Source organism: Nonomuraea sp. IBHARD001 (assembly GCF_056106265.1).
This window is the reverse complement of record NZ_JBWBBW010000001.1, coordinates 1-26,621: the sequence shown is the minus strand read 5'-3', so window position 1 is coordinate 26,621 and position 26,621 is coordinate 1. Positions and strand designations below refer to the sequence as shown.

At 69.9% G+C, this 26,621-nt stretch carries 21 protein-coding genes; 10 read left to right on the top strand and 11 right to left on the bottom strand.

Translation table 11 applies throughout. From position 1 onward, the window contains the following. Positions 1 to 326: 326 nt before the first annotated feature. The 3 genes from ACTWNK_RS00105 (at position 327) to ACTWNK_RS00095 (ending at position 4,358) form a co-directional block, all read left to right on the top strand. Positions 327 to 728: a hypothetical protein gene (locus tag ACTWNK_RS00105; RefSeq protein ID WP_474301408.1), complete on the top strand. Its 402-nt coding sequence runs from the start codon at positions 327 to 329 to the stop codon at positions 726 to 728. Positions 729 to 951: 223 nt separating this feature from the next. After that, positions 952 to 3,234, top strand: a complete 2,283-nt coding sequence (locus tag ACTWNK_RS00100) for a helix-turn-helix domain-containing protein (RefSeq protein ID WP_474301407.1) — start codon at positions 952 to 954, stop codon at positions 3,232 to 3,234. A 464-nt stretch (positions 3,235 to 3,698) separates the two neighbouring features. Further along, a complete protein-coding gene (locus ACTWNK_RS00095; protein WP_474301406.1) occupies positions 3,699 to 4,358 on the top strand; it encodes a hypothetical protein in 660 nt (219 codons plus the stop codon). A 202-nt stretch (positions 4,359 to 4,560) separates the two neighbouring features. On the opposite strand, the gene ACTWNK_RS00090 is transcribed toward ACTWNK_RS00095, so the two are convergent. The 10 genes from ACTWNK_RS00090 to ACTWNK_RS00045 form a co-directional block, all read right to left on the bottom strand. Beyond that, positions 4,561 to 5,004, bottom strand: a complete 444-nt coding sequence (locus tag ACTWNK_RS00090; RefSeq protein ID WP_474301405.1) for a helix-turn-helix domain-containing protein — start codon at positions 5,002 to 5,004, stop codon at positions 4,561 to 4,563. Positions 5,005 to 5,066: 62 nt separating this feature from the next. Further along, entirely contained in the window at positions 5,067 to 5,813 is a 747-nt protein-coding gene (locus tag ACTWNK_RS00085) for a hypothetical protein (RefSeq protein WP_474301404.1), read from the bottom strand. A gap of 22 nt (positions 5,814 to 5,835) precedes the next feature. Further along, the gene (locus ACTWNK_RS00080) at positions 5,836 to 6,345 is read right to left on the bottom strand and encodes a DUF4913 domain-containing protein (RefSeq protein WP_474301403.1); all 510 of its coding nucleotides are present in this window, start codon (positions 6,343 to 6,345) and stop codon (positions 5,836 to 5,838) included. Between the two features lie 9 nt (positions 6,346 to 6,354). After that, positions 6,355 to 8,235: a type IV secretory system conjugative DNA transfer family protein gene (locus tag ACTWNK_RS00075; protein WP_474301402.1), complete on the bottom strand. Its 1,881-nt coding sequence runs from the start codon at positions 8,233 to 8,235 to the stop codon at positions 6,355 to 6,357. Then, positions 8,198 to 9,676, bottom strand: a complete 1,479-nt coding sequence (locus ACTWNK_RS00070; RefSeq protein WP_474301401.1) for an ATP-binding protein — start codon at positions 9,674 to 9,676, stop codon at positions 8,198 to 8,200. The genes ACTWNK_RS00075 and ACTWNK_RS00070 overlap by 38 nt, the downstream gene beginning before the upstream one ends. Before the next feature lie 612 nt (positions 9,677 to 10,288). Then, positions 10,289 to 11,731: an SCO6880 family protein gene (locus ACTWNK_RS00065; protein ID WP_474301400.1), complete on the bottom strand. Its 1,443-nt coding sequence runs from the start codon at positions 11,729 to 11,731 to the stop codon at positions 10,289 to 10,291. Positions 11,732 to 11,740: 9 nt separating this feature from the next. After that, the gene (locus ACTWNK_RS00060) at positions 11,741 to 13,306 is read right to left on the bottom strand and encodes a hypothetical protein (protein WP_474301399.1); all 1,566 of its coding nucleotides are present in this window, start codon (positions 13,304 to 13,306) and stop codon (positions 11,741 to 11,743) included. A gap of 56 nt (positions 13,307 to 13,362) precedes the next feature. Beyond that, on the bottom strand, positions 13,363 to 14,169 hold the full coding sequence (locus ACTWNK_RS00055) for a hypothetical protein (protein WP_474301398.1): 807 nt from the start codon (positions 14,167 to 14,169) through the stop codon (positions 13,363 to 13,365). A 3-nt stretch (positions 14,170 to 14,172) separates the two neighbouring features. Then, entirely contained in the window at positions 14,173 to 14,520 is a 348-nt protein-coding gene (locus ACTWNK_RS00050; RefSeq protein WP_474301397.1) for a hypothetical protein, read from the bottom strand. Beyond that, positions 14,517 to 14,969 (bottom strand): hypothetical protein, encoded by a 453-nt coding sequence (locus ACTWNK_RS00045; protein WP_474301396.1) that lies wholly within the window; start codon positions 14,967 to 14,969, stop codon positions 14,517 to 14,519. Before ACTWNK_RS00045 ends, ACTWNK_RS00050 begins: the two co-directional genes overlap by 4 nt. A gap of 110 nt (positions 14,970 to 15,079) precedes the next feature. On the opposite strand from ACTWNK_RS00045, the gene ACTWNK_RS00040 reads away from it, so the two are divergent. From ACTWNK_RS00040 to ACTWNK_RS00010, 7 genes are all read left to right on the top strand, one after another. Further along, positions 15,080 to 16,051, top strand: coding sequence for a lytic transglycosylase domain-containing protein (locus ACTWNK_RS00040; protein WP_474301395.1), 972 nt, complete (start codon positions 15,080 to 15,082; stop codon positions 16,049 to 16,051). A 119-nt stretch (positions 16,052 to 16,170) separates the two neighbouring features. Further along, positions 16,171 to 16,908 (top strand): hypothetical protein, encoded by a 738-nt coding sequence (locus ACTWNK_RS00035; protein ID WP_474301394.1) that lies wholly within the window; start codon positions 16,171 to 16,173, stop codon positions 16,906 to 16,908. A gap of 349 nt (positions 16,909 to 17,257) precedes the next feature. Beyond that, on the top strand, positions 17,258 to 17,872 hold the full coding sequence (locus ACTWNK_RS00030; protein ID WP_474301393.1) for a DUF6000 family protein: 615 nt from the start codon (positions 17,258 to 17,260) through the stop codon (positions 17,870 to 17,872). A 1,269-nt stretch (positions 17,873 to 19,141) separates the two neighbouring features. Further along, positions 19,142 to 20,383 carry a bifunctional DNA primase/polymerase gene (locus ACTWNK_RS00025; protein WP_474301392.1) on the top strand — a complete coding sequence of 414 codons (1,242 nt, stop codon included), beginning with the start codon at positions 19,142 to 19,144 and terminating at the stop codon, positions 20,381 to 20,383. Next, entirely contained in the window at positions 20,380 to 21,891 is a 1,512-nt protein-coding gene (locus ACTWNK_RS00020; RefSeq protein WP_474301391.1) for a DNA primase family protein, read from the top strand. Before ACTWNK_RS00025 ends, ACTWNK_RS00020 begins: the two co-directional genes overlap by 4 nt. Continuing rightward, positions 21,888 to 22,295 carry a DUF6009 family protein gene (locus ACTWNK_RS00015; RefSeq protein WP_474301390.1) on the top strand — a complete coding sequence of 136 codons (408 nt, stop codon included), beginning with the start codon at positions 21,888 to 21,890 and terminating at the stop codon, positions 22,293 to 22,295. The genes ACTWNK_RS00020 and ACTWNK_RS00015 overlap by 4 nt, the downstream gene beginning before the upstream one ends. A gap of 1,215 nt (positions 22,296 to 23,510) precedes the next feature. Further along, positions 23,511 to 25,148, top strand: a complete 1,638-nt coding sequence (locus ACTWNK_RS00010) for a hypothetical protein (RefSeq protein WP_474301389.1) — start codon at positions 23,511 to 23,513, stop codon at positions 25,146 to 25,148. Between the two features lie 579 nt (positions 25,149 to 25,727). Here ACTWNK_RS00010 and ACTWNK_RS00005 read toward each other — a convergent pair. Beyond that, on the bottom strand, positions 25,728 to 26,621 hold an 894-nt coding region (locus ACTWNK_RS00005; protein WP_474301388.1), incomplete at its 5' end, for a ParA family protein.

The following is a 26,621-nucleotide window of genomic DNA, read 5'->3' as shown; positions in this document are numbered from 1 at the left end:
TGCCGAGCCAGCGGGCACGCAGCAGCGCTGCGAGAGCACCGCCCGCCACCGGGCCCCTGCACCGTTCGGCATCCGGCCAGTCCAGCGTCGGCCCCCCGGGGGGCCGACATCAGTCAGAGCGTATGGCAGCACTGGAACACCAAGCCCCGCTCCCGCCGTGGACACGCCGGGGACGGCCGCGCTCGGGCCGCGGCAGCAGAAGGTGCACCCCGAAACCGCCGCGCCAACTCCCCTTACCGGGACTGGGGGTCAGTCGTCGTTCACCGACACCACTTCCGCGTTTGGCCTGCTTCGTGCACCAAGCGGACGTCGCCGTGGAAATGGGTATGACGACACGCCCAAAACTCTCGCCATGTACTCGCTATCTGTATCTGATTCCGGTAGAACTGGCGATCACGGTGACAGAGGAGGAGACTCACATGGCCCAGCCGCACAAGGGAGAGCGGGTGCCGACGCTCATCCGTCCCCAGAAGACTCTCCGGTTGCGACTGGAGCAGGCCGCCAAGAGATCAGGCCGCCGGCACCTCAACGACTACCTCGTTGAAGTGCTTGACCTCCTGCACCCTGACCCTGAGCAGGACGACGGACGCACCGAAGATCAACAGCGCGAACTTCAAGAACTGCGCCGCCTGCTCGGGTCTTTGCTTCCCTCTGAGCATCCGGCCCAGCAGGAACTGACGTTGCCCGCCGATGTTGCGCCCCGCAGTAAGGACACTGTCGCGGCCTAGCCGCACGTCCGAGCGCCACCGCGCCGAAAGGAAGACGTAGCCCGCCGCGATCGACCGGCGACGACACCTGAAAACGACGAAGGCCCTTGCGCTGTCTACGGCCAAGCAGCTGCGCAAGGACCTTCTGAGAAGCAACCGGTTCCCGGCGGGCTTTCGCGTTGCCTGGAGCCGGTTCCAGAAGCTAGGAGCCACGATAACTGATGGCCCCCTGGCTCTGCCAGTCGTGCCCGAATCCGGCGTGTCGGAAACGGGTGAAACCGGTATAGCCAGCCCGCACAATCAAACATGGGACGCCGACACCGCACGCGAGGCGGCGGCCGAGACATGGGCGCGTATCACCCCGCTGCTCGCCGGGCAGCTGCGGGTGCGCCTGTCACCCGACGGCGGTCTCACCTTCCCCGGCGGCGTCCACGCGCGCCCGCTCGGCGCCGTGCGCCCCGTTTTGCCCAAGATGCCCGCCACCGTGAGCGTCTACCACGAAGGCGGCCGGGGACAGCTGCTGGTCACCGACCACGACGTCACCAAGGCGATGCGCGCCGGCTTGACCCGCCGGCAGGCAACCGCTCTGGTGGCCGCCGAAGCGTGCGCCGTGGTGGCGCTGGTGGAGCGCTGCGGCGGCCGCGCTCTGCTCGACATGTCCCCCTCCGGTGGCCGCCACGTCTACATTCGCTGGGCCAGCCCGCAGCCGTGGCAGCAGCTGCGTCGCCTCGCCCGGGCTATGGCCGCCCGGTGGCCGAGCATCGACGTCAACCCCATGAACGGCCCGCACGGTCAGATCCGTCCCCCCGGCGCGCTGCACAAGGTGGTCGACGGGCGGCCCACCGGGCACACCCAGCTGAGCCTCTCGCCCGAGGAAGGCGAACGCCTCCTGCTTCGCCCCTGCGGCTCGGCTGTGTGGACCTCGCTGCACCACGACCTCGCCGCCGAACTCCACGCCGCCGATGCCGGCGGCGGCCACCTCGGCGCCGGATCCGGCAGCGCCGGTCGCACCTGCCCCACCTGTGGCCGCATCACCGACATCCCCCTCGACGACGACGGCCGACCCTGGCTGCCCCGCCAGGGCGCTGTCCGCCCGCTGCCTGAGCGCATGGATTGCCTCGCCCGTCTCGGCGACTGGGGCGGCCTCGGCTACCCCTCCCCTTCCGAGGCGCGCCTGGCCGTGCTCAACTCCATCGCCGCCTGCGGACTGCGCTACCGCGACGTCGTCACCCACATGCACTCAGGAAGGTGGGCTGGGCTGCTCACCCTGCTCACCTCCCGTGCGGGACGCCGTCGCCTGTCTGCCGAGCGCGCCTACCGGCTGGCAGGCGACTGGCGAAAAGCCGTCACCGATGTCGCCGGTTATCGCCATGTCCGCATCTGCAACACAAGCCTGAACCACCCATCCACAGCCCCCTGCAACCCCCAGGCAGAGCTGGGCACCTCACGCGCGCCGACCTCGGTCCTACCCCACCCGGGCACACATACCGCGAACCTGTGGAAGATCTCCACCCGTGCTCCTGAGATCGCCGACGCCCGCGTGGCGACGTGCTGGCAGCAGATCCTGCAGTGGCGCACCTGCCTGTGGCTGGCCGAGCGAGACCCCCAGCGCACAGCAGCCTGGGGCCGCGCCCAAGCGGCCATCCGGTTGATCCTGCGCGCCATCGCCGTTGCCGCCCGCATGGACGGCTCCACCCGCCCCGCCTTCGGCGTGCGATCCCTGAGCGAAATGTGCGGGCTGGACTACACCGTTGTCGCCCGTCACCTGCGACGACTGCGTGAAGAGCCAGATGCGTTGATCGAACGAGAGGAGATCGGCAGAGGCAAACGAGCCGACCGCTACCGGCTGCGCATCCCTGAGGCCTACCGCGCCCGCTCCCGCTGGCGGCGCTGGGCCGCTGGCCCCATCGACTGCCTGCACCCCGCGCTCCACACCCTGGGGCCGACCATCGCCCTGATCTACGAAGCCCTGCCCGGGGCGGCAGCCGACGCGATCGGCTCCACTGAGGTCGCCGCGAACGCACTGATCTCCCGCTCAGCCGCATGCGAAGGACTGCGTGTCCTGGCCGCCTACCGCCTGGCCACCCGCACCCCCACCGGGTGGGCGCGCGGCTCCCGAACGCTGGATGCGGCAGCGGCAGAACTTGGCGGTGATGTCGCCCAAGCTGAACGCCGCGCCCTCTACCGGCGCCAGCGCACGATCTGGCACGCCCTCATCGGCAGCTGGGAACGCTCGCCAGCCGAACGTGACCACACCGACTTCTACCCGACGACGCCGTGGCCGCCCGCGCCATCGCCCGAAAGCACGCATGATGCCTTCGACCTCCCCTCCCCCACCCCACCAGCTGATCCGGGGCAGACACGGGCGCCGTGGCCGACGGCTCCCAGCGACGATCCCGCACGCGAGCACCGGAGCCTGCCACGACGCCGCCGCGCGTGGCCCGACAGCATTCCCCGGCGCTCTCGCGCCCCCAGCGCACACCTCGCAGGAGTGCGAACACAACGCGTGGCCGCCGCCGATCCGTAGGCGCGCCCTCACGATGTTCGACGGCGGGGCACGCAGGTCACCTGAGACAGCCCTCTGGAAAACCGGAGACGGCGCGGTGAGCAGGAGAGCATCTGGCCCGGATGCGGACTTCGGCCGTGCGGCTGCGGGCGTTGCCCGACCCTGCGCGCGTGCGGACAGCAGCCGCGCGTGAGCCGGAAGGGGCCGGACACTCATCGCCGTTTCGGTCAGCCTGAACACCTCAGGTCAACGCCACCCGCCGACGCCTGTCTGCGTACAGGGAACGTGCGCCATCGGGTACGGATGAGAATGCACCATTCTTGATTCGTGATCGAATGGTTACCGAGAGTACTGATGCCGTCGTTCCTGTTGCGGGAGGGCGGCTGACGGTGGTCTTGGACCCGCATCGCGGCTTGCCGCATGGCGCTTGCGCCTGACCAGGAGACAACCGCGGCTAACATCGCTGCGTGCCCCGCCCCCAGACCATGAGCAGACTCCTCAACCACGTCGCCGACCTGCTCGGATCCCAACCCGACGACATCACCCGATCAGGGCTGATCTTCAACCGGGGAGAGCTCCGATCCGTCCTCTGGATCTGGAAAGACCCCCGTGACCGCAGCCGCTTCGGGTGGGGCTTTCACACCTACGACGCAGCCCTTTGTGACCAGATGAAGCCGTTCGGCGGCCTCGGCATCCGTATTGTTCACCCGCAGCCCGGCCATGAACGTCCCAGCCCCATCCCTCCCGGAGCCTGCTACCCCTGGCCCGCCGGCAACAACCCACCCTCACCGGAGACCACAACCTCCTTCACCGACTACGGCACAGCCTGCCTCACCTACGTGAAGGACCAGCACGACCTCGGCATGACCCTGCTCGCCGACGACTTCATCGAACGGCACGGCACATGGTCGTTCACCCCAGCCAACTCCCGCAACGGCCGCCTGGCGCAGACCTTCCTCCTGGCCCGGCACACCAACGACTCCAAACTCGAACAAGCCGCCTGGACCAAACTCCGCGAAATCAGCGAAGAACCAGACGGCTACGCACTCGTGCGCCAACACGTCGCGAACTGGGCGAAGGGCTTTGCCCGGGTCACCGGCATCGACCTGAGCGACCTCATACAACTGAAAAGACAACGCCCATAACCGCCGCGCCCTCACCAACCAACTGGTGCACGTAGTTCCGTACTCGGTGGAGCACTCGCAGCAGTACATCGACAGCGCCCAGCCGCCGCGCCACAGAACGAGCTGTGCCTGCCTGCTGCCTGACTGCCCTCCCATCGGTAGTTGTCGCGCACGCCCCGGGCACAGCCCCCTTCAGCGTGAGCCCATGCGCCTGGCCTTCCCCTCACGCGGGTGAGCGCGCAGCCGCCTGTGCTCGCGCCGACGCGCCCAGCTCCGCACCCGCCTGCTTGATGATCGTCAGCGTGGTGATCTCCTTGCCCTGAACCAGCAACCGATGCGCCTCACACGCCACCACGTCCCCGGGCTCGCATTGGGCGAAGACCAGATCAACCACCTGGGCGGCGTAACGGTGCTGCTCGCCCCGGCGCTCCAGCACGGCGTGCAACGCCTGCTGCACCTGATCGCCGTAGCGCAGAAACACCGGATCGACGTCGAAGAAGGCGGCCATGCGGTGCAGCACCGCCGGGGAAGGAGTGCGGGCGCCGGCCTCGATGAAGCTGATGTAGGAGCCGGACAGGCCCACTGCGGCCGCCAGCCGCGCCTGCGACAGCGCGCACCGTCGGCGCAGCCTCTTGACACGCTCGCCCACGCTTTCGACATAGGACATACGCCCGCCTCACCTCCCGCGTCGCCGGGTGCAGGGCGCGTGCGACGGCCAGCCGATCGGGGCTACAGCCACGGCCGCTCATCCGGCATCGGCTTGCGGGCCCGTTGCACCGGCGGGCGCCGCTCAGCAGCAGGCTTTCGAGGCGCGGCTTTGCGAAGTCTGCTGCCGGTGCTGGAGGTGAGCGTGGCTGCCGCAGCGCGGCGCCGCGACGACGGCTGAGCAACGCCGCTCAACCGGGAGGCTGATGTGGCCGCCACACGCTCCAGCCAGTTCGCCGCCTGACGCGCTCTGGCTGGCATGGTGGCGGCAGAGCCTCTGAGCACCTTGCCCAGCGCGGTGGCCGCTGCGGCGATCCGGTGGGCGGCCACTGCGGCGACGGTCGCGAGCGCCCCTTGGGTGCGGGGGTGCGCCAGCACCTGCTCCCGGTGCGGGCCGAGTGCCTGCTCGATGGCGACGCCGAGTGAGCGTGCGGCCTGAAAAGTGTTTTCGATGATCTTCCACTGCGGCTGCTCGCGGAGGATCTCGGCGTGCTCGCCGAGTTCGGCCACCGCCACGGCGACGTCGGGCACCAGCGTCCACACGGCGCCGAGTTCGGTGCTGGGCAGGCCGTATCGAAACTCGCCCAGCATGAGGTCGATCTTGTTGTCGAACGTCAGCTCCATGCCGATGTCCTGCTTCAGCAGGGCGAAACCGAGGCCGATCTCGGTGAAGTCGACCTGCGCATCCTCGGCAAGCAGATCCGCGAAGGTGGCGTGAAGGTCGCTTTGGGCGCCGGCCAGCGCCTCATCGGGTGAGGTGAGCACGTGCATGTGCGGTCCTCCTTCGGACCGGTCAGGTGGCGGCAAGCTGCGAAGACGGGGCGAGGGCGGAGCCGGCCGCGTCCAGCAGCGGGTCAGGGCGGTGGTTGTCCTTGTCGGCCCTGCTCATGCACCGCCACAGCGGGCCGTCGTGGGAGCGCAGCTCGCGCAGCGCCGGATCCAGGTGGTCGCGATGCCAGGTGCTGGGCCCGCTCCAGCCGCCCGCGCGGGGGTCGGTCAGCTCCTGCCAGGCCAGCCACAGGGCGTGCAGGCGCGCCAGCGCCTCCTCGTGCTCCCACCAGTGCAGGCACCAGGGGGCGGTGGGGCTGGGTTCGCGAATGTAGGTGGGCACAAGCAGGTCGTGCACCCACTGGCGCAGCAGGCCGAGCTCCTGCTCGAACTCGTAGTCGGCCAGGCGCAGGATGAAACTCGGGGCGGCGCCGTCGTCCTGGCCCGCCGACGGGTTCTGCCCGGCAGGAGGCGGGGCAGGCGCAGCGGCGACAGAGCTGTCAGGTGGCGGCGAGCCACCCTCTGCAGGGGGCATGAGGCTACCTCACGGGGTGGGCGGGGGCGAAGAGGAGCCGTGCCCGGCGTGTTTGCGCCGGGCACGATCGGTGACGCCGTGTTCGGCGCGCTGGGCGGCCTGGCGCAGCCGCTCAGCATACGGCTCGCTCATCCACGGCCGCAGCCGCAGCACGGTCGCGCGAAGGCCGGTCAGCAGCAACAGCGCGCTGCCCTTGGGCAGCGCGCGCACGTCGGCGGCGCTGTAGATGCGTTCTTTGCGGCGCGCATGGCTGACGCTGCGGCCCTGGCGGCTGTGCGAGACGCTGGTTTGCCTGACGTGATGCTCGCCGATGAGACGGGACACCTTGTCGGCGAAGTCGGCGTCGTCCAGCCCGGCGCCGAGGATTTTGACGGTGGCGGCGCTCCAGAGCGCGTCCATGCCGGCCTGCCCCCACACCCGTGCCCCCTGCTGGTAGCTCTGCAAGATGGTCACCACGGGGATGCCGAGCGAGCCCAGGAAGGAATACAGGTCGGGGAGATCTTCGATGGGGGCGATGTTGGCGGCCTCGTCCAAGATCGTCACCAGGGGTGGGTCGTTACGGCCGCCGGACTGCTCAGCCACCGCGACGCCCGCCTGCATGGCGGCGTCGGCGAAGGCGGCCACCAACGGCGCCGCACCGCCGCGGCCCTTCTTGCTGAACAGATACAAGGTGTCGCTGCTGGCGATGAACGCCTCGAGGTGGAACTGGGGTTTGTCGCGGGCGGGGGTGATCCAGGTGTTGATGACCGGGTCCAGCAGGCAGGCCACCGTCTGGGCGGCGGTGTCGTAGACGCCGCCGCGGGTTTCGGCCGGCAGCCTGCTGGTGGACTGCAACTGGCTGGCCAGGCCGACGGCGCCGACCTTGCGCAGCGCTTCGATCGGGGCGGGGTCGGCGGCGTTGGCCAGCCACTCCAGCACGTCGTGGATGGTGGCGCCGCTGGCGGCGGCGGCGTGAAACAGCGAGCACAGCAGGTTCGCCGCCGCCAGCGACCAGTAGTTGCCGCGGTCGCTGGCTGAGAAACCACAGGAGATGAAGTGACCGGCCAGGCGCCGCGCGCCCTCGACGGTGGCGGCCTCGGCCAGCAGGTCCCACCACCAGTCCTGCGCAAAGTGGCCGATCTGCTGGGGGTCGAACACCCACAGCCGGCCGCGGCAGCGGCGCGGCGCGAACGTGGTGGTGTAGGCGTCGACCTTCCGGCTGGTGATCAAAACCGCCCCCGGGGCGCGGATGGCCATGGGGGCCACCAGCGCGCTGGTCTTGCCCGAACGGGGGGCCATCAGCGCCAGGTAGACATCCTCCCAGGAGCCGCGCAACTCCACCCCGTCATGCTCGCCGAGCAGCATGCCAGCCTGATCGGGATGGATCTTCTTGGCGTCACCGAGCGAGGGGCGCAACCGGCGTGCGGCCTTGCCCACGCCAGCAGGTGTGAAAGCGCGCAGGTCACGCAGCCCGGCCATGCCCGGGGTGGGCGACAACCACCGGGAGGCGAGGGTGAAGGCGGGCAGCGCCAGCGCGGCCGCGGCGCCGACGGTGACGGCGATACCCGCCCACACGGCCGCAGGTGAGGCACCCGGCCAGAGGCGTTCGGCGCCGCCGGCCAGTCGGACCGGCAGCGTCAGGTCGAACGGCGGCGGCTGCCAGGTCGCGCCGGAGACCAGCGCTCCCAGGCTGCCGCCCAGCCAGATCAGCGCGACCAGCACCAGGGCTGCGGCGATGCAGGCGAGGATCAGCCACGGCACGGCCTCGGCCGGGTCACTGCCGTGCCGGTCGTCGTTCATCGCCGCCGCCAGGCCCGCGCCGCCTGCCGTCGCCGCCGGGGCGCGCCTGCGCGGGGCGGGGCCGCTGCCGCGCTCACGGGCGCCGCCCCCGCATGGCCGCGTCGGTGTCATACAGCTGCCGTTCGGCTGCGGTCAGGTGCATCCGGACCGGGATGCCCAGGCGCTGCCCGATCTTGATGAGGTACTTGCCGCGGCCCGGATGTGAGGCTGCGGCGCTGTCCAGGCCGCCGGCGCGGGGTGAGGCCCAGGAAGCCACCAGTGCCATCTCCGGACCGGTCAGCGGTTTGCGCGCCGAGATCCGGGCCAGTTCACCGGCCGGCATCGCCGCCAGGATCAGGGTGTCGCAGCGCTCCATCAGCCCGCGGGCCTTGGCCCGGTCCTCCTCGGTGGGCAGCGCTTCCAGGTCCTGCAGCGAATGAGTGATCATCATGCTGATCTCGCCCTTGGAGCGGTTCAGCCGGGTGATGGCGTCCATCGCGGCGACCATGCCCGGCCCGGCGCGCAGCACCCGCCACAGCTCATCCAACGGCAGCACCACCTGCCGATCACACAACCCGAACGCGCGCGCGGTGTCTATGGAGGTGTAGGAGTAGGCCCAGGTGGCCAGCAGCCCTGCGGCCACCACCTGGTCACCGGCCGAAAGGATCGGGGACAGGTCGACGGCCAGCGCTGGCTGCGACACATCCAGCGGCGAGCTCGTCGCCCGGTCGAACAGCCCGGACAAAGGGCCGTCGCACAGGTTCTCCAAGGCGGCGATCACGGGCCGCACCGCCGACAGGTAGGTGCGCTCGTCGTCGGCGATCAACCGCTCGCGCAACGGCTGCGGACCGGCGCGCAACACGGCGATCACATCGGCGATGACGGGGTCCTGCCCGGCGCGCTGGGCGGCGGCGGCGATCCGCACGGCGGTGTTGATCGCGGTGGCCTCCTGCGCGTCGGGGCGGCGCGTCAGCGCGTGCGGGGTGGCCAGCAGCGCATACAGCAGCTCCGCCCGGCGGCCGTTGATCTCGGCGAGCACCCGCTCCCGCTCATCTGGTGCCAGAGCGGGCAGGTGGCGGCCGAGCGGCCCCGCATCCAGCGGGTTGATGGTGTCCAAGCCCCGCCCGATGCGCACCACCTGGCCGCCGAGCGCGCGCACCAGGGCGGCGTACTCCCCTTTGACGTCGCCGGGCACCAGCAGGGTGTAGCCGTAGGCGACCAAGCCGAGGCACAGGCGTTTGGCGATCGCGCTCTTACCGGCGCCGGGCTGGCCCTGCACCCACACCGACGGGTTGGTGCTCAGGCGGCCCACCCATCCGGGCGGGTCGAGGCAGACAAGTTCGTGGGCCAGCAGGTCGGGCCCGATCGGCACCCCTTCGGCCGGGAGGGATCCGGCTTGCACGAAGGGGAACAGCCCGCCGACCTGGACGGTGGTGCCGAGGTAGAGGGAGCCGGCTTCGACGTGGGCGGCGCGGCCGCGCGGCCAGCCGCGGCGAGGGGCCACCCGGCGCGGGTCGAGGACGGGGTCGTCGGCCGTGCGGGGGCGGTGCACCTCTCGCTGCTCAGCCCTCATGTGCACTCCGCATCGCAGCGGCATGAGGGGTGGGGCCCGGCAGGAGGCCGGAGATACGGCGGTTGGCGGTGGGCACCGCACGCTCCCGTCGGCGTGCGCAGGAGCCGGGCGCCCGCAAGCATGAGGTGCCTTCGCCGGGAGGCCCCGGCCGGTGCCCTTGACAGCCGCCGCCCGCGCCCAGGATGCGATGCGTACCCCGGCGCGGCCGCCCATCGCGGCGATGCGCCCTCCACGGGCGCGGCGCGGCCGCAGAGCAGGTGGCGGGCGAAGCCGGGGCGACCCTTCGCCGGTGCGGGCACGAGGCTGGCGCCTGCGGCCACCTGCCTGAGCCGCTGATCACGTGACGGCCACAGCGACTGTCGGCGCGCCCCGCCCGCGTCGGCCGCAGCAGCAGGCGGGCGGCCCGAGACCATCAGCAGCAGATCGGACGACAGGCTGCGCCCGGCGCCGCCCGCAGCGCGCCGGCCGATCGCCCGGCGCGCCGGCCCGGCACGCCGGACCGGCTCTGCGCCCCGGGCACGCCCCAGCCGATGCCGAGTCCCGCCTGCCTCCTGCGGTGTTGCCGTCACCTCATACCTCCATGCGCTGTGATTGAGAAGGAAGTGGGGTCGTTCACGCGTCGCCGGGGTAGAGGCCGCACGGCAGGCCCGCGGCGAAAGCCGCCGCCTGACCGCCGTAGGCCAGCCGCAACTTCAGGCGAGCGTGCCCGGCGGCCTGCTCGACCTCGCGTCGTGCTCGCGCGAGTTCGGCCCGGCTGGCGGTCACGCTCACATACACGCTCCACTGCACCAGCCCCGCGCCATGCGCCTCTTCGATCGCAGCCCGGGCGGCACGGCTGGCATCGGCCCGATCCCGGGCGCTGGGATCGCGGCGGGTGCGCCTGGTGTACTCCTGCCGGACAGCCGCGGCGTTGACCTCCTGCTCGAGCAGAGCCCCGGCCACATCGCGGGGCAACGTCCGGTAGGTGAGCGTGACCCGGCGCCGGTAGGAGCCCGGGCTGAGCAGGCTGAGCAGCACGTCGTGGGCGACCCGCTGGCGAGGCGCCTCCAGCAGCACCCACGATTGTGAGCAAAAACCCTCGTGCAGGTAATGGTCGTAGCGCTCGCGGGCGTGCTCGGGGCGGGCATCAGCCCACCGCAGCGCCTGCCAGCCGTCGGAGACACGGTCGGAGTCCGGGTCGTAGGCGCTGCGCACGATGCGGATCAGATCGGTGGCGCTGGCGCGGTGCACCACCTCCGCTCCGGCGGCCGCCACCGACAACCCGCCCAGGCTGCGCAGCACCTCGGCAACCGCAGCAGGCAGCGCACGGGCCGAGCGTGCGCCCAGCGACGCATCGCACGTCAGCGACAGGCGGGCGCGCACCTGCGCCGACACCCGCGGAGCCATCGCCACCAGCTCGCCCATCACCGTGCGGGCCAGCTCCGGCGCCTGCGCCGACAGCCGCCCCTGGACGTGATCGGCGAGCCGGTTGCCGGGCTCTGGCACCAGCTCGATGGTGACGGCCGCGTGCCGGATGATGACGTCGTCGGCCAGCGTGGCCAGCAACTGCCCCCACGCGGCGACCTGCCGGTCGACGGTGGCGGGATCGGCCAGCAGCGCACCGGCCGGTGACAGCAGCACGGTGGCCGTCATGTGCCCGCTGCGCTGATTCCAGATCACGCCGACCCGCCCCTGTCGGCCCGGATCTTCGACCTCCAGCAGCCGGGTGGCGGCCAGCACGCCGGGCAGATCCCAGCGCTGCGGCATGGGGGTGATCATCTGGTTGACGACGACGGTGTGGGTGCACCACTCGGCCCAGCGCCAGCGCGCCCACGCCAGCACACTGTCCACCACCAGGACGCCCTCGCGGCGGGTCAGCGCCGCCAGCACCGCCACCAACCCGGCAGGGGCCGTCAGCAGCGCCAGGCGAACGCCGAACACGAGCCCGGCCGCCAGCGGGACCAGCACCCCCGACAGCAACATGATCGTCTGCCGGGTGTCCATCGAGGCCAAGCCCAGGCTGCGCGAACGCCGCCACCCGCCGTAGGTGCGCAGATCCGCCTTCGCCTCAGTCATCGCCCGTCCTCACCCGTAGTTCCTGTCAACGATGGAGCCCTCGCCTGCCTCGCCGCCGTCGCCGTCGCCGTCCGTGCGGCCCGCCGGTGGCTGCGTGAGGGACTCACCGGCCTGAGGCGCGGCGGCGACCTGCCCGGCAGCGGCCTGACCCAGATGCTCAACGCCTTGCAGGGCGGCGCCTGCTGCGGCGCCGACGGGCCCGGCGGCCGCAGCCGCGCCTCCTGCGGCGCCGGCGCCGGCCCCGCTGGCGCTTGCGGGCGCTGCGGCGCCGCCAGCGGGCCCCGCCGACATCGCCTGCGGGGCGCCGCCGCTGGTCGGCGCGGCCCCGGCCCCCTCGACAGCGCCCGCAGGAGCGGACGCGTCGACAACAGCGGCAGGTGAGGTGCCCGCGGCCGCGCCGCCGCCCTGTTCCGATGGCGCGCCGGATTCCATCCGCTGCTCCTGCTGCAGCGCCGAGGTGGGCTGTGCGCCCGCGCCGCCGTCGTCGTCTGCTTGCGGCCCCTGCCCGCCACCGCCTGAGCCCCAGCGTGAGGCGGCCATCCAGGCGGCCTGGCTGAGCAGCGAGCCTGCGCCCGCGCCCGCAGCCGCCACCCCGAGCGGAGCGAAGATCTTCATCAGGGCGGGCATCGCGATGACCGCCAGCACAAACATGATCAGTGCATACAGCAAGCCGGAGACCTCGCTGGAGTCGCGATACTGCGCCAGCGCCGCCACCATGATCAACGACACCGCCGGTTGGTAGGCGCCGACCGTCAAGATGGCGGTGATGAGGTTGGGCAACCAGGCGCGGGTGGCGTTGGTGCCGATGCTGCCCGCGGCGGCGATCGGCAGCAGCAGCGCCAGAATCGGCACCGTGGCATCGCGCAGCCACAACACGAGGACCTGGATGATCAGCACCAGGACCAGCAGCACCGCGATCTGCAAGGTGAGCCAGGCCGGAAGTCCGCTGGAGGCGAGCATCGCGGTGATCTCCTCATTGATCAGCCCGTTGCGGGCCAGGTCACCCAAAATCCACTCCGACACCGCGTCGGAGGCCCGCATCACCCCACCGGTCACCGCGATGCCGCACAAGGAGACCAGCCCGGTGATGATCATCCCCCGCATGGCCTCCATGATCGGCAGGCCTTTGCCCTGGACCATGGCGCGGATCGCCTGCCAGACCAGCAGCACCACCGCGATCATCAACCCGATCGACAGCGTCATCCCATACAGGCCGATGGCGCCCTGCTGCTCCAGGTCGAAGCTGCCCGCGCTCAGCCACATGCGCAAGAACACCCCCAGCAGCGACTCCACCGCCGCGATCACCATGGCCGTCAGCGGGGTGAGCAGCGCCTTGTCCAACGCTGCGCCGCCCACCTCGGCCGCCCGCCTGCCGGCGTACTGCAGCACGCACTGAGGCAGCAGAATCTGGGCGCTGTCGGGCTCACACTCCGCGCCCGCCCCGCGCCCGTCATCCGAGGGGCGAGGCGGCGCGGGCGACGGCGCGGCGCTCACCACGCCAGAAGGCAGCGGCGAGGGGGTGGCCGCGACCGCGAAGGCGGACGGCTGCCCGACGAGCCCGGCCAGCACCACCACGGCGATCGTCCACCGGACGCGGCAGGCCCAGCCCGCGCCGCCCGGCGCGCGCCCCCTCACGGGGCACGCGCCGGGCCGATGGCCGACCAGCCCAGCGCGTTGAAGGCGACAGTGCCGAGTTCGGCGTAGCGCAGCGCGGGCATCTGCCGGGCGGGGGTGCGCACCGCCAGCCAGTCCCCGGCACGCACGTCACGATGCCAGCGCATGTGCACCACCACCGCCGCCGAGGAGTTGATCACCGGCTGCTGCCGGCCCGCCAGCAGGTCGACCCGCATGTTGAGGTTCACCAGCACGTTGTCGGCGTCGACGACACTCCAGCGCACCCCCGTGGGCTGGAGCACAATGCTCGCCTCCGGCGCCGGGGCCGCAGCGCCCGGGCCTTCGATGCGGGCGCGAAACCAGGCCAGCGCCTGCAGCGCTTCGGCGCGGGTGGCCTTGCGGTCGGCCGGGCTGATGTAGACCTGCACCGCGGTGCTCGCCACCCTCTCGCGCATCGTCCACGCCGACTGATACAAGGCCGCGGCGGCTGCCGCGGCACCGGCTGCGGTGTGCGGGAAACGCACCGGGTAGCGCCCCCTCAGCGTCGCGGCCGCCTCGGGCAACTGCGCCCACCGGGCAGGAGCCACATACGGCGATGGTCCGGCGTCGGCAGCCGAGGGGATGGCCGCAGCGGTGGTAGCGGTGGTGGGCGCAGCGGTGGCGGGGCTACTGAGCACCGAAGCGGCAGGCGGCCGCGGCGCACGCTCGCGCGCGCCCCACCCGACGGCAGCGGCCGTCACGATCAACGCCACCGTCAGCGCGCCGAGCAGGGCGCCGCGCCTGCGACGGCGCGCCAGCGCGTCCAACTCCTGCGCAGAGGCCATCGCTCAACCCCCGCCCGGGATGACGAAACCCACCACCGACACCGCCGACATGGCCAACACCAGACCCACGAACACCCACGGCACCGAAGCGGCACCGTCGGCGGCCAGGTGATGGCGATTGGACTTGCCGAGGGTCATCTTGATGGCGATCACGCCCAAGGACAGCACCGCCACCGCACCGGCGAGCCACTTGATCGCACCAAGGAAAGTGGTGAAGTAGCCCACCAAGGCCGGCGGGGCGGCAGGCGCGGTGTCGGGAAGCTGGAAGCCTCCGCTGGGGGCCGGGGCCGGAGTCGCGATGAGGAGTTGCTCGGCACCTGCGCTGAGCAGATGCGACACGACGACGCTCATGGCTCTCCTTCCTTCGCCAGAAGGGTTCGCTGCAAGAGGCGGGCGATGCGGACGACGCGGCCCCCGCACTCCAGGGCGCTGCACCGGTCGAGCTGGCGGAAAGCGAACAGGTAGGGCACATGCACGACCAGGCGGGCCTGGCCGCTGACCGCGCGCAGCCGGTAGCGGGCCAGGCGGGGCGCAGGAAACGGGGCGTCGGCCACGATGATCAGCGCGGGCCGGGAGTGTGCCTGCGGCCAGTCCGTGATCATCCGGGCGGCGTGTGCGGCGCCCTCGGCGGTCGCTCGGCTCACCACCGCCGCCTCGGCTTCGGCAGGGGCGCTGCCGTCGAACTCGAAGGCGGCCGGGCTGGGGAGCTGATGGTTGAGCAGGTCGACGACCGTGCTGGTGCCCGCGCCGCCGTGGGCGCCGATCAGCGTCCACGCCGCTGCGTTCTCTCCCCGCCGCACCTTTCGACACCTTGCCTTCGATTGCACGCATCCGTCACATTAGGAACTTGACTCTCATGTTTACCAGAACTTGACAAACTTTGATGGCATGTCGGCGAGGAAAGCGTCAGATGCGAAATGCGGTGCTGCTGGGCCTGGCGCTGACAGCCAGCGCGCCCCTGCTCCCCTTAGCCGTGCTGTTCGCCTTCGACGGCGTCGCCGCCGAAAGCGACGCCCACTCGGTCGAGCAGATCCCCGCCGAGGTCGGCGACATCCCGCCCCCTATGTTGCGCCTCTACCTCAGCGCCAGCCGTACCTGCCCCGGTCTGCACTGGTCACTACCGGCAGCCGTCGGCAAGATCGAATCCGATCACGGCAGGTCCCCCCTGCCCGGGGTCTCCAGCGGCACCAATGCGGCCGGAGCCGCAGGCCCGATGCAGTTTCTGATCTCTACCTGGGGTGGCGCCGCCCGGCTCAAGACGACACCAGCGTTCAACGGCTACGGCGCCGACGGCGACCACGACGGCTGGGCCGACGTCCACAACCCCGCCGACGCCATCCACGGCGCGGTCGCCTACCTGTGCGCATCCGGCGCGGTCACCGCCCCGCGCGCAGCCCTGCACGCCTACAACCCCTCCCGGCGCTACGTCGAGAACGTACTGAGCATCGCCGAAAGCTATCGGCAAGCCGCCGCACCGGCCAGCGCGCAGCCTCAGCACCTGAGCCCGCAACGGCAGGAAGGCCGCGACCGGCTCACCCCCCGCACCCGCCGCATCCGGGACCTGATCAGGCAACAGTTCGACGTGCCCCACGGCATCGGCTGCTACCGCGCCACCAACGACGGCGGCCAGCACCCCCAGGGGCGTGCCTGTGACTTCATGCTGTCGGCGCACGGGCGCATGCCCTCGCCGGGAGAACTGGCGCGCGGGGATGCGATCGCCGCCTGGGCTCAGGGCCACGCCGAGCAGCTGGGCGTGCTGTACATCATCTGGCGGCAGCGCATCTGGAATTCCGGCAGGGCCGCTGAGGGGTGGCGGCCGATGCCCGACCGCGGATCGCTCAACGACAACCACTGGAACCACGTGCACATCTCGATGCAGTGAAAAGGACGCGGCTGCGGTCAGCCCTTCCACAGCACCCCGTCATCCTGACTCGCTCATTGACAACGGATGCGGGAAGTTTGTGTTGCGTCGATGTCGGTACGTTCCTATGCTCACCCGGCATGCGCGACGATCAGGAACGCACCGACGGACCACCTCTGACAGGACCTGCCGCGCTCGACCGCCTGTCACGACAGCACACCCCCTCCCCCTCCGGGCAGGCGAGCGCGCCCAGCCCGGCATCCGACGCGCCACCCCCTGCCGCCAGCAAGAGCACCGGACACCACGGCATCGGGGACGAGGACGCCAGCGACCCCGGCTACTTCGACACACCCATACGACCCCAGCAGTTCTGGACCGACGACGACGAAGATCCCTGGGACGACTTCGACCTCGGCCGCCGACGCGGCAGGGCTCCACTCGCCGTCATGGCGGGCATTGCGGCGGCAGCCGCCGTCCTGCTGGCGGGAGTGTGGTCGATGACCAGCGATCACGGTGATGACCTCCGCCCCAGCGCTGCCCCCGCCCGACACCCCGCTGCACCAGCGACACCACAGCCCGCCCCACCCCTGCCCGCCCCACCATCGCAGCCGGTGAGCACCCCCGCCTCCCTCTTCACGCCCACCACCGTCGCCTCCGAAACGGCGAAGACACCCCAGCCCAAGCCAGGCAGAACACCGCGCATCACCGCCCGTCCCGACACCACCTCGGCACCGGCCACCCGCACCCCCCGCAGCAGTCCACGCGAGCACTCTGCCGAGCCACCAGGGCCGAGCACCGCTCCCCCACCGCCGCACACCGAACACGACGAGCCGCTGCCCCCCGGCCCGCAGGAACCGCCACCAGCGCCGCTCACCTGAGCCCCCGGCCCCATGCCGCCTCACATGCTGTTACGGGCAGCGAGGCGCAGGCCGTGCCGATCAGCCGAAAGCCCGCACGAGCAAGACAGGGCCAGGTGATGCTGTCCGTGCGTTCTCGTACGCGGCAGCCACGTGACGCGGTAGGCGCCCGAAGGTCGCGGCGCACGCACCGAGTGTGGTATGCAGCCGTGTCTACCGTGCTCCGGCGCCCAGGCGGACAAACCGCACTCGATCGCAAACAGGGTGCACGCCAGGCCTTGCCGGACTGCATTCTTCGGCGGCCAACCCGCATGCTGGGTAGAGTGCCGAAAGTCTCGCTACATTGGCCCGCAGGGAACACAGGGTCACCATGACCGACGAGCCGTACAAGTACCCTCTCACCAGGAAGTATGTGCGCCCGCTGTATCTCCTGCTCATGGGAGAGTCGCTGACTGTGCCCAGATGGCGGCAACGCTGGTTTCAGTGGAGGCTGCGCCGCGCCGCCGCCCGCATCACGCTTCAGGAGCTGGAGACACTGTTGGCCAGCGGCTGGCGAGAGCAGCTCACCGCAGCATGGCTGGCGGGAGTCGGGCACCGAAGCGAACTGCGCGATCGGATCGGCCACCTGCTCCTCGACAGTGAGGGCTCTGACGCCGAGACTGGCTACTGCCTTGCTCTGGCCCGCTTCGGGGCGGCCTCCGACGCTGACTGGCTGGTCGCCTATCTCGACAGGTGGCTGCCTCGCCTCGAAAGCACCTACGAACAAGGCACTGCGCTAGCCACGCTCGTGCACCTGGACGCCCAACTGGGCAGCGGCAAAGCTCAGCGGTTTCTCGAGCCGGGCGGCCTGTGGCAGACATGGGCCCACGGCAAAGGCATCAGTCTCGACGAGCGGAGATGGCTCATCTCCCAGCTGTGCCGCCTCGCCGACGGTAAGAAACCGGATCGGCCTCCTTATGCACCAACACGCGGGAAACGCCCCTGAGCGATTTCCGACTCCGCAGTACGGTCGAGACCGAACGCACGCCCGGCAGGAAACAGCTGATCAGGTTGCGGAAGCAACCACCGGCCTGAGCGCTGGTCCTCCCCGTTGCTACCTCCCGTCCGCCTGCGTCTCGGCCACCCGTGGCCGGCGGCTACGCGGCCGGTGCGCCCACCAAGGACCCCTCATGGTGCCGCCTGGCATCGGAGCGCCCGGAACTATCTGCCGAACAACACCGCACCTTCCTACCCCTAGCCAGCGACGGGCGGCATCGCCACCACTGCGATGCTGTCGACGTTCTCGCTTCCCTGCCGACAGCATCTCGTGAGGCCGAGGGGACGTAGCAGGCGGCTCCGTCCTGCCTTCGGGGATCTGTCCGCTGACGCATCGAGTACCAAAGCCGTACCCAGGGGCGCTTGTGAGGCCACTACCGGAGAACTGGTCGCCCTGCTCGCTCACCTGTCGACAGCCCCGGGAGAACAGCGGCCCTACGATCCCTCATACCGGGCCACCAGTCATACTCCCGCGACCTCACCGTGCGGGCAGTGATCAAGGCAACGAGGGATCGGCAACAGGCGACAGGGCCACCACCGGCACCAGCGACTGAAGGTGGCGATAAGCGCAGGCTGCGCAGAGACTGGCCCCTGGCTCGGCAGCGACCGATCTCCCTCTCAGTCGCTCCCTCCCCTGAGGAGAGAAACTGCAGGTCAGCGGCATGATGCCGTCCAGTCAGCGACTGAAGCGACTCACGTTCGAAGTCATGACGACATTCCCGCGTGCGTGCGTGCGCGTCATAAGAGGAATCTTGAGTCGCTTCAGTCGCTAGACGGTGAGGAACATGACGCTGAGCTGGGCTTTTGCCAGCGACTGAAACCAGCGACTGAAACGATCGCCCGCGTGCCTCCTCCCCTGTTCGGTCGCTGGGGCTGACGAACGCCGCCTTCGCCCGCTCCTGGCCCCATCGCCAAACGCGGCTACAGTCGCTCCCCCAGGCACTCGCAGCCGCAGCCTGGCCAATGAGCAGCGCTGCTGACGCCCCTTCGGGGTGATCAGCGCGCCGACCAGGCGAGCTCAGCCGCGCACAACACCCCTGGGTTCGCCAGCTTTTCTTCTCACGCGGAGATCCCCGCCCCGCTCACGCTTTGGCGCACCTGCCGGACAGGGAACCCGGCGCGCAGCATGGCTTTTGCCGACGTATCGCTCTTCCCCTGACAGCGAGTCACTCGCCATGCTGTCGCAATCCCGCCACTTGCGTCACACGTCCGCTAGCCTATGTTGACTATGTTCCAAAGTTCAGTCGCTTCAGTCGCTCCGCCACCGCCAACACGCGGCCTGAGCAGGGCTTTCGCGCAGCGACTGAAGAAACGAGCCTCAGAACGGCGACGCCTGGCGGCTTGTCGAGCCGCACGCGGGAGGAATGCCGTGGCCCCTGCCCCACCCTCGGCGGACCCGAGCGCCATCACACCGCTTGAACGCGCGCACTGGTGCGCAGCGCAAGGATGGCCGGTCCACCCCCTGGCCCCAAGACGCAAAAATCCCGCACGCAACTGCTCAGCCTGCCAGGACGACGACCACCGCCCGCAGCAATGCCCCTGCCTGCCGCAGGGGCGCTGGTGCCATGGCTTCTACGCTGCCACCACCGATCCGGCCCGGATCGATGCCTGGTGGGCAGGTGCCCCCGCCATGGGCGTCGGTGTGGCATGCGGCCCGGCAGGCCTGGTCGTCATCGACATCGACGCCCACAGCAAGCAGGTCCCCCCACGCGAGCAGATCCTGCCCGGGATCACCATCCACCCCGACGTCAACCTCACCGGCCTGACCAACGGCTACCACACCCTCGCCCTGCTGGCGGCACTGCGATCAGCCCCTGACCCCGCACACGACGCCACCACATTGCGTGTGCAAACCCCTTCGGGTGGCCTGCACATCTGGTACCAGGCTGATCCGGCCCACCACTTCTCCTGCTCGACCGGCTCGGGCGTCCGCCGCGCACTCGCCTGGCAAGTCGACGTCCGCGCGCACGGCGGCTACATCATCGCCCCGGGGACCACCACCAGCGACGGCACCTACACCCCGGTGGGAACGTGCCGCAAGGTGGCGCGACTGCCGGTGTGGCTGGCGGTCGAACTGGCCCGCACCGGCCACCTGCCAGACCCTTCCCCGCCCCAGGCATCACGGCCGGGCCCACCGGCCCGAGCCCGTCAGGCCGTCATCGCCGCCGGTGGCGGGCGGGATACGGCCACCCGCGTCCTGGACACCGTGCTGAGCGAGGTCATCGCCTGCGGGAGCGTCTCCGAAGGAGCCGGTTTCAGTGCCAAACTCAACCGGGCCGCCTACACCGCCGGAGGACTGGTCGCCGCAGGCTACCTGAGCCAAGCCCGAGCCGAGGCCCTGCTCACCGAAGCAGCCCTGGCTGCCCGCCCCGGACAGGAACGCCGCTGCACACAGATCATCGCGAGCGGCCTGGGCGCAGGCGCGCGCAGCCCGCTTCACCCCGAGAGGCGGCGGCGATGAATCACGCCGAAGGCAGATTCGACCCGGTCGCAGTCGCCCAGCAGATGCTTCAGCTGACCAACGTCCCCGATGACATCATGACCCCCGCCCCGCGGGCGTCGAAGGAGAGCGTCACCCGCTTCGGCCTGCTGCCCGACTCACTCTCAGATCGCGGCAACGCCAAACTGTTCGTGCAGATGTACGGCGGCGACTTCAAGTACGTGCCAGGGCTGGGCTGGTACCGGTGGGCGGATCACCGCTGGGCCTACGACCACGCCGACACCCACATGTGGGCGGCTGGGGAAATGGCCGAACAACTGGCCCAGTCCGACCCCAGCGGCACCTACACCTCAGCAGACCTGCGCCACCACCGGCGCCGGGCGCTGTCCACCTCCGGTATGCACGCCTTGCTGCTGCAGGCCAAGACGGCCCCCGGCATGGTGCTGGACGCCGCAGACCTGGATGGCGACCCGTATGCCCTGTGCACCCCCGCCGGGGTGGTCAATCTCCGTACCGGGCTGATCACCGCTCCCGACCCCAGTAAGCACCTGCACTCGCGCTCCACGACGTTGTCGCCGAGGGTTATGCCGTTGCCCCGCTGGGGACGGTTCCTGGAGGACCTGTTCGGCGCCGACGCCGAAGGCCAGGAGATGATCCGTTTTGTGCATCTGCTGCTCGGCTACAGCATCACCGGCGACGTCGGCGGACAGGTACTGCCGTTTCTTTACGGCCAGGGAAAAAACGGCAAGTCAGTGCTGCTGGAAGTCATGCTGCAACTCTTGGGAGACTACGCTGACGCCGCCCCGCCAGGATTTCTGATGGCCAGAACATTCGAAGGCCACCCCACCGACCTGGCCGAGCTGCACGGCCGACGCATCCTGGTGTGTTCCGAGCTCAAACCCGGAGACAAGTTCGACGAGGCCCGAGTCAAGCTACTCACCGGCGGCGACAAGATCAAAGCCAGGCGGATGCGGCAGGACTTCTTCAGCTTCGACGCCACCCACCACCTGTTCCTGCTGGGCAACCACCGCCCCGAGGTGAGCACCGGGGGTTTCGCGTTCTGGAGGAGAATCCGCCTGATCCCCTTCACCCGTGTCGTGCCCCCCGAGCGGACGATCGACAACCTGGCCCGCGTGCTCGTGCAAGAAGAGGGGCAGGGCATTCTCGCCTGGCTGATCGAGGGCGCCCAGCGTTACCTGGCCGGCGACAAGAACCTGGACGGCCCCCAGCGCGTCCGCGTGGCCACCGACGCCTACGCCGAAACCGAGGACGGTATCGGCCGTTTCATCGACGAATGCTGCACGATTCACTCCGGTAGCAGAGTCGAGCAGGGACTGCTGTATGCCACCTACTCCAAGTGGTGCAGCGCCGAGGGCAGCTCACTGGTATCGGCGCGTGCTTTCGCCGCCCGAATCCGTGACACTCTAGGCCTGACCTCCCCCAAACAGATGGCCACCTCCAACAGTCGCAAGTACTATCCCGGAATCGGCCTGGTCAACGATCCCAACGCCGAGGAGCGTCCCCAGTGAGCGCGCTGATCGACCCAGCCGACCTTGCGCACGAAAGCGACATCGTCTGGCTCGAAGACATCACCCCACTGGACTACGTGCGCCAGAACATGGACCGGCTCCCCACCCGCAGGGGAAGGCCTGCCTTCCACCGCCCCGGCCGGATGGTCGGCTATGCCCGCCTGGACCCTCAGGCCAAGTCCCACTCCCCCGTTTCCGGCACCTTCCTTCGCAGGGTTTTCTGGCTTGCGCCCAACGACCGGGACGAGGCCCCGCATGGCACCTACGCCTCGGGTGCGCCGTTGGAGGCAGTGGATCCGCGCACGCTCGCTGCCCGGGCCGCAGGCTACAAGACCGAGCGGTCCGAGGGCGGCCCGGCGTCGAAGGCCATGATCGAGCTTGGGATCACCCTGCCCAAGGGCTGAGCCCAAGGACAGGTGCGAGGCGGGATGAGGTGACGGCTCACTCGCCGTGCCCCTGCCGCAGGAGAGGCTTCACCTTTCGGTGGCCTCTCCTGCTTCGAGGGCCCGGACGGAGAAGCAGGGGTGCTCAGCAGCTGCGAAAGGCGTGGCAGAGGCCGCCAGGAGGCGTGAATGCTGCGGGCCTGGGTTCTCCTCTCATCCCGGCCGCCTTACAGGCTTCCTGGCCCGATAATCCCGAGACGCGCACCGGGCCACCTCATCGTGGACAGCTCGCCGTAGCCTGCACGTCGGCCGCTGTCGCCGCAGCCTCCACGGCCCATGTGGGCCCTGAAGCGCCCTTGACAGGCTGTGGAGGCCTCCCTCTCCCCCGCTGTCCGATTCCGGTCACAAATCAGACACAGTGCTCGGCAGGATGAGGCTACGGATGGCTGCGTGCGCAACCCGCTCGCTAGATTTGGAGAATATTGACTAGAAGGTCAACCATTATCAACAAGCAGAGTGAGAGGTGCCTTTGGCGAATTCTCCCCTTCCCCGCTCCCAGCTCGGAGCCGTCCTGTCAGTGACAGGACAAGCGTGCTCGTAAGCCCTCCCCCCCCCACGCCAGCTTCTCCTGTCGCGGCTGGCTGGTCGCCAGTTCGAGCGCGGCCCTCAACCCCTCGGTGCTCCCCACGGTGCGAGCAGACCCCCCGGGGCGACGGCTCTGGTCTCAGCCACCCCAGACCCAGCCTCCGCCTGGCAGCAGTCACCTGCCGCGTATCGCCACCTCTCCACGGTGAGCCCTCCTTCCTGCGCTCTGTCCCGAACCACCGTGCTTCCTCCCCCACCCCGACCTCCCCCACCAACGCCCTTCCGCCATCCAGCACAGGCGCTCCTCTACGGCCACCCCTGCTGCGCGGGCGGCTCTAGCACCCAGGACATGGCCCACTCCCCCACTCCTCGCACTGGGCCCGCTCACCCCCACCTCTCCCCCACCTTCCAGGCGCGCTTGCCCGGTTCTTCACGCCCCACCGGCTGCGCACACACCTGCCATTGCCTGAACAGTGCCTGCGGCTGCAGCCCCTGCCGGTCTCGCCCGCTGCAGTCGGCAGCGCAGAGCTGCCCCTCGCCCTGTCATGGCACTGACGTAGAAGCAGCCCGGCCTGCAGACACATCAGCCTGTAGCAGCCGAGCTGGCGCCCCCAGGTCAGGCCCCCCGGCCCCGTTTCACCAGGAGCACGCATGCACCTGCGACGTACGGCTCGAGCACTTGTCGTTGCCGTCTGCACCGGACTGGCAGCCATCAGCGTGGCCGAACTGGCCGCAGCCGATCCCCATCACACACTCGGCAACGAAGAGGTGTGCGCACTCTGGGATACCCCGAACACCCTGCCGTACGAACAATGCCTCAACACGCTGAACACCGGCCCCGCGCCACCTTCACCCACGGGCACCCCAGCCCCGGTTCAGCGTCAGCCCGCAACCATGACCGCCCCCTCATGGCAGGACGTGCTCCACCCACCGCAGTACGTCTGCCTGGACGCGGCAGTCGGCCTCCTCACGAGCGTTACCCCCACCGTCAGCGCCACGCCCGTCCACGGGTGCGGCCAGCAGCTCGTGTGCGTGTGGACGCTCACCGATCGCCGGTATCACTGCGTTGAGCCCACCGGTCGATCGGTGGATTCTCCCCTCGGCATCTGCCAGCCGACCCCCACCGCAGGCCACGCCTGCGCCGACACACCCCCCTCGCCGACTGCCGCCCCTCTCGGGCAGCACGACCTCCCGCCATCAGCGGACACCTCACAGCCGACGTCGCCGACGCTTGCAACCCCAGCAGAGCTCACGATGCAACTCCCTCCTGAAGCGCCCAAGCTGACGCCGCCCTCCAGCACACCTTCGGCTCCGCCCCCGGCCACTCCGTCGCCGACCCTGCCCCTCACTCCTTCCGCTCCCGCCCTGAGCGCTGCGGAACAAGCGCTGAAGCAGGCCAACGCCCTGGGCCTCGACATCTGGCTGGAGACCGACCTGGTCGCCGCCTGGAAGGGCGGCCCGGCACACCTGCGTGACGCGGTAGCGGAACTCGCGAAGCCAGCAGGACGTCCTGGCGTCGTCGGAGTGAAGTTCGCCTACGACCTGGCACTCACTGGATTCAGCAGCAGCGCCCAGGTGCGCCGGTTCGTCACCGAAACGTCGCACGCGCTGCGAGCCGCTCTCCCCGCCAGCCGCAAGCTCGCCGTCGACGTCATCATCCCCGAGCTTGGCTGCGGGACCAGCACAGCGTGCACCCGCAGTATGCGACAGGCCTACCCCCTGCTCAGCCTCGCCAACGTCGAACGCTACGTGCTGACAGGTGCTGTCGACGCCGTCAACATCACCACCGGCTTGTTCACGCGCCAATACGCCACGCACAAGATCAAACCGGCCGAGGCCATCGCCCATCATTGGCAACGCCTTCGGTCACGGGAATGGAAGAGGCGGCAGCCGAACCTGTCGGTGGGAAGCCGGGAGATCAACCTGGCCCACTCCGCAACCTCTCAGCAGGTCTCCCCCACCGACGCCACACGGTTCGTCCGCGAACGCATCAACGCTCCGCTGCAGTCGGGTGCAGATCATGTCGTCATGTGGACGTGGAAACAGACGTTCGGCGGTCGCACCTGGCGGCTGGCTGATGTGGGCGCCCGCAGCAACACCATCTGGTCCGCCCTGCGCAGCCGCGGCGAACGTGAGGCGCTGTCGGTCACCTACAACCCGGGGCAAACAGAGCGCAGTGTCGCCGACGACATCAGCATGATCGCTGAGATCGCCTCCACGGTGCACCTCTTCCTTCCGCGCACCTCCAGCGCCCCCTCCCCCACAGCGGCGCCCAGCCAGGCGCGGTGACCAGCGTTCTCCTCAGCCGCTGTCGCAGACATCGCCTCAGAGGAGAACAGCCCGGCGACCCCTCGGTACTCGCCGTGCCGGCTGCGGTCGGGGCCAGATGGGCAACCCCTGCGACGTCGCAGGGAGACCATCGTGGCTGCATGATCAGGTGTGAGCCTCAGCCTGAGATCAGGCCAGAGAGATCCCGGCCGCTAGGGTCGCCGACAGCGGCACCGGACAGAAGCCTGAGCAGCGCCAGAGATCCACCCACACGTGTGCTGACGTGAGGGCGGGAGCGTGTGACGGCTCCGCAGGCGCGCCTCGCCCTTCCTGCTGACCCTCGCCCGCGGACATCGCCACCGTGCCTCTTCGAGGAAGTCAGGCGACGAGACACGGTGGCGTGCGGCCGGAGGGGGCCACCTCAAGGCCAGTCGGCGGCAGGTTTCGGTGAGGTGTGCGACCCCAGCGGAGAACCCTCCAGAGACATGCGAAGGGGCGCCGTTTCTGACAGAAACGGCACCCCTTCGCATGCAGGTCGTGTTGCGGCCCCGTCGGCACCGCTCCCCCGCGCCTGCGCTGAGCCTGAACGTGCTGCAGCCCTTAGACGGCACCCTTGTCGGGATAACCAAGGCTGTCCAGCACCCCGTCGATGATGCCGACCAGCGGGGCCTTCGGGTCCCAGATCGCCAGCGGCTCCTGCGCTCCGTACGCCTCCGGAATCCGGACGCTCGAGCCCACGAACGGCAACAGCTTCTCCTGGAACATCTGCGTGGCCTCTTCCTGGTACTCCAGATAGACAGCCCCCTGACCGGCGTGCGACTTGGCCTCATTCATCAGGTAGTACGACGGCTGCGCCGAGGCACCGAAGTCGTCGTACTCCGTCCGGATCTCGTCAATGTTCACCGCCAGCGCGGCAGCGCCACGCAACTCCTTACGTGTGGGCTTGAGACAGACCACCACGTCCGTCGCAGCCAGCAGAAGCGAGACCGACAGCCGCCCCAACGAGGCCGGGCAGTCGATGTAGACGAGGTCGTACTCCCCCTCCTGAACCTGATTCTTCAGAGCAAGCTGAAGCCAGAACACGCCGCGGGCATCCATGGTGAGCTCGCTGTCGGCCTGGCTCATCTTGTTGCTTCCACGCACCAGGCTCAGCCCGTCGATGACACGGAAGGCGTCATCGTCGTCGCCAGGGCCAATGCGGGTGCGGCCAGGCACGACAGCCTCGGCGAGCTTGGCCTGCCCGAGCATGACATCGTGGATCGTGGCCACCCCCGCAGGAACCAGGTCGCCGTCGTAGCCGTACCAGTACGACATGTCCGACTGCAGGTCGCCGTCGACAGCCAGCACCTTGTAGCCGCGAAGAGCGAGGTTGGTGCACAACGTGTGGCCGAACGTTGTCTTACCGACCGAACCCGCCCGGTTCAGGCCGGCCAGGACAGGCGGCAGATGGGGGGCGTAACGAGGTCGGCGAGGGGCGGGCAGGGTGGAGGTCAC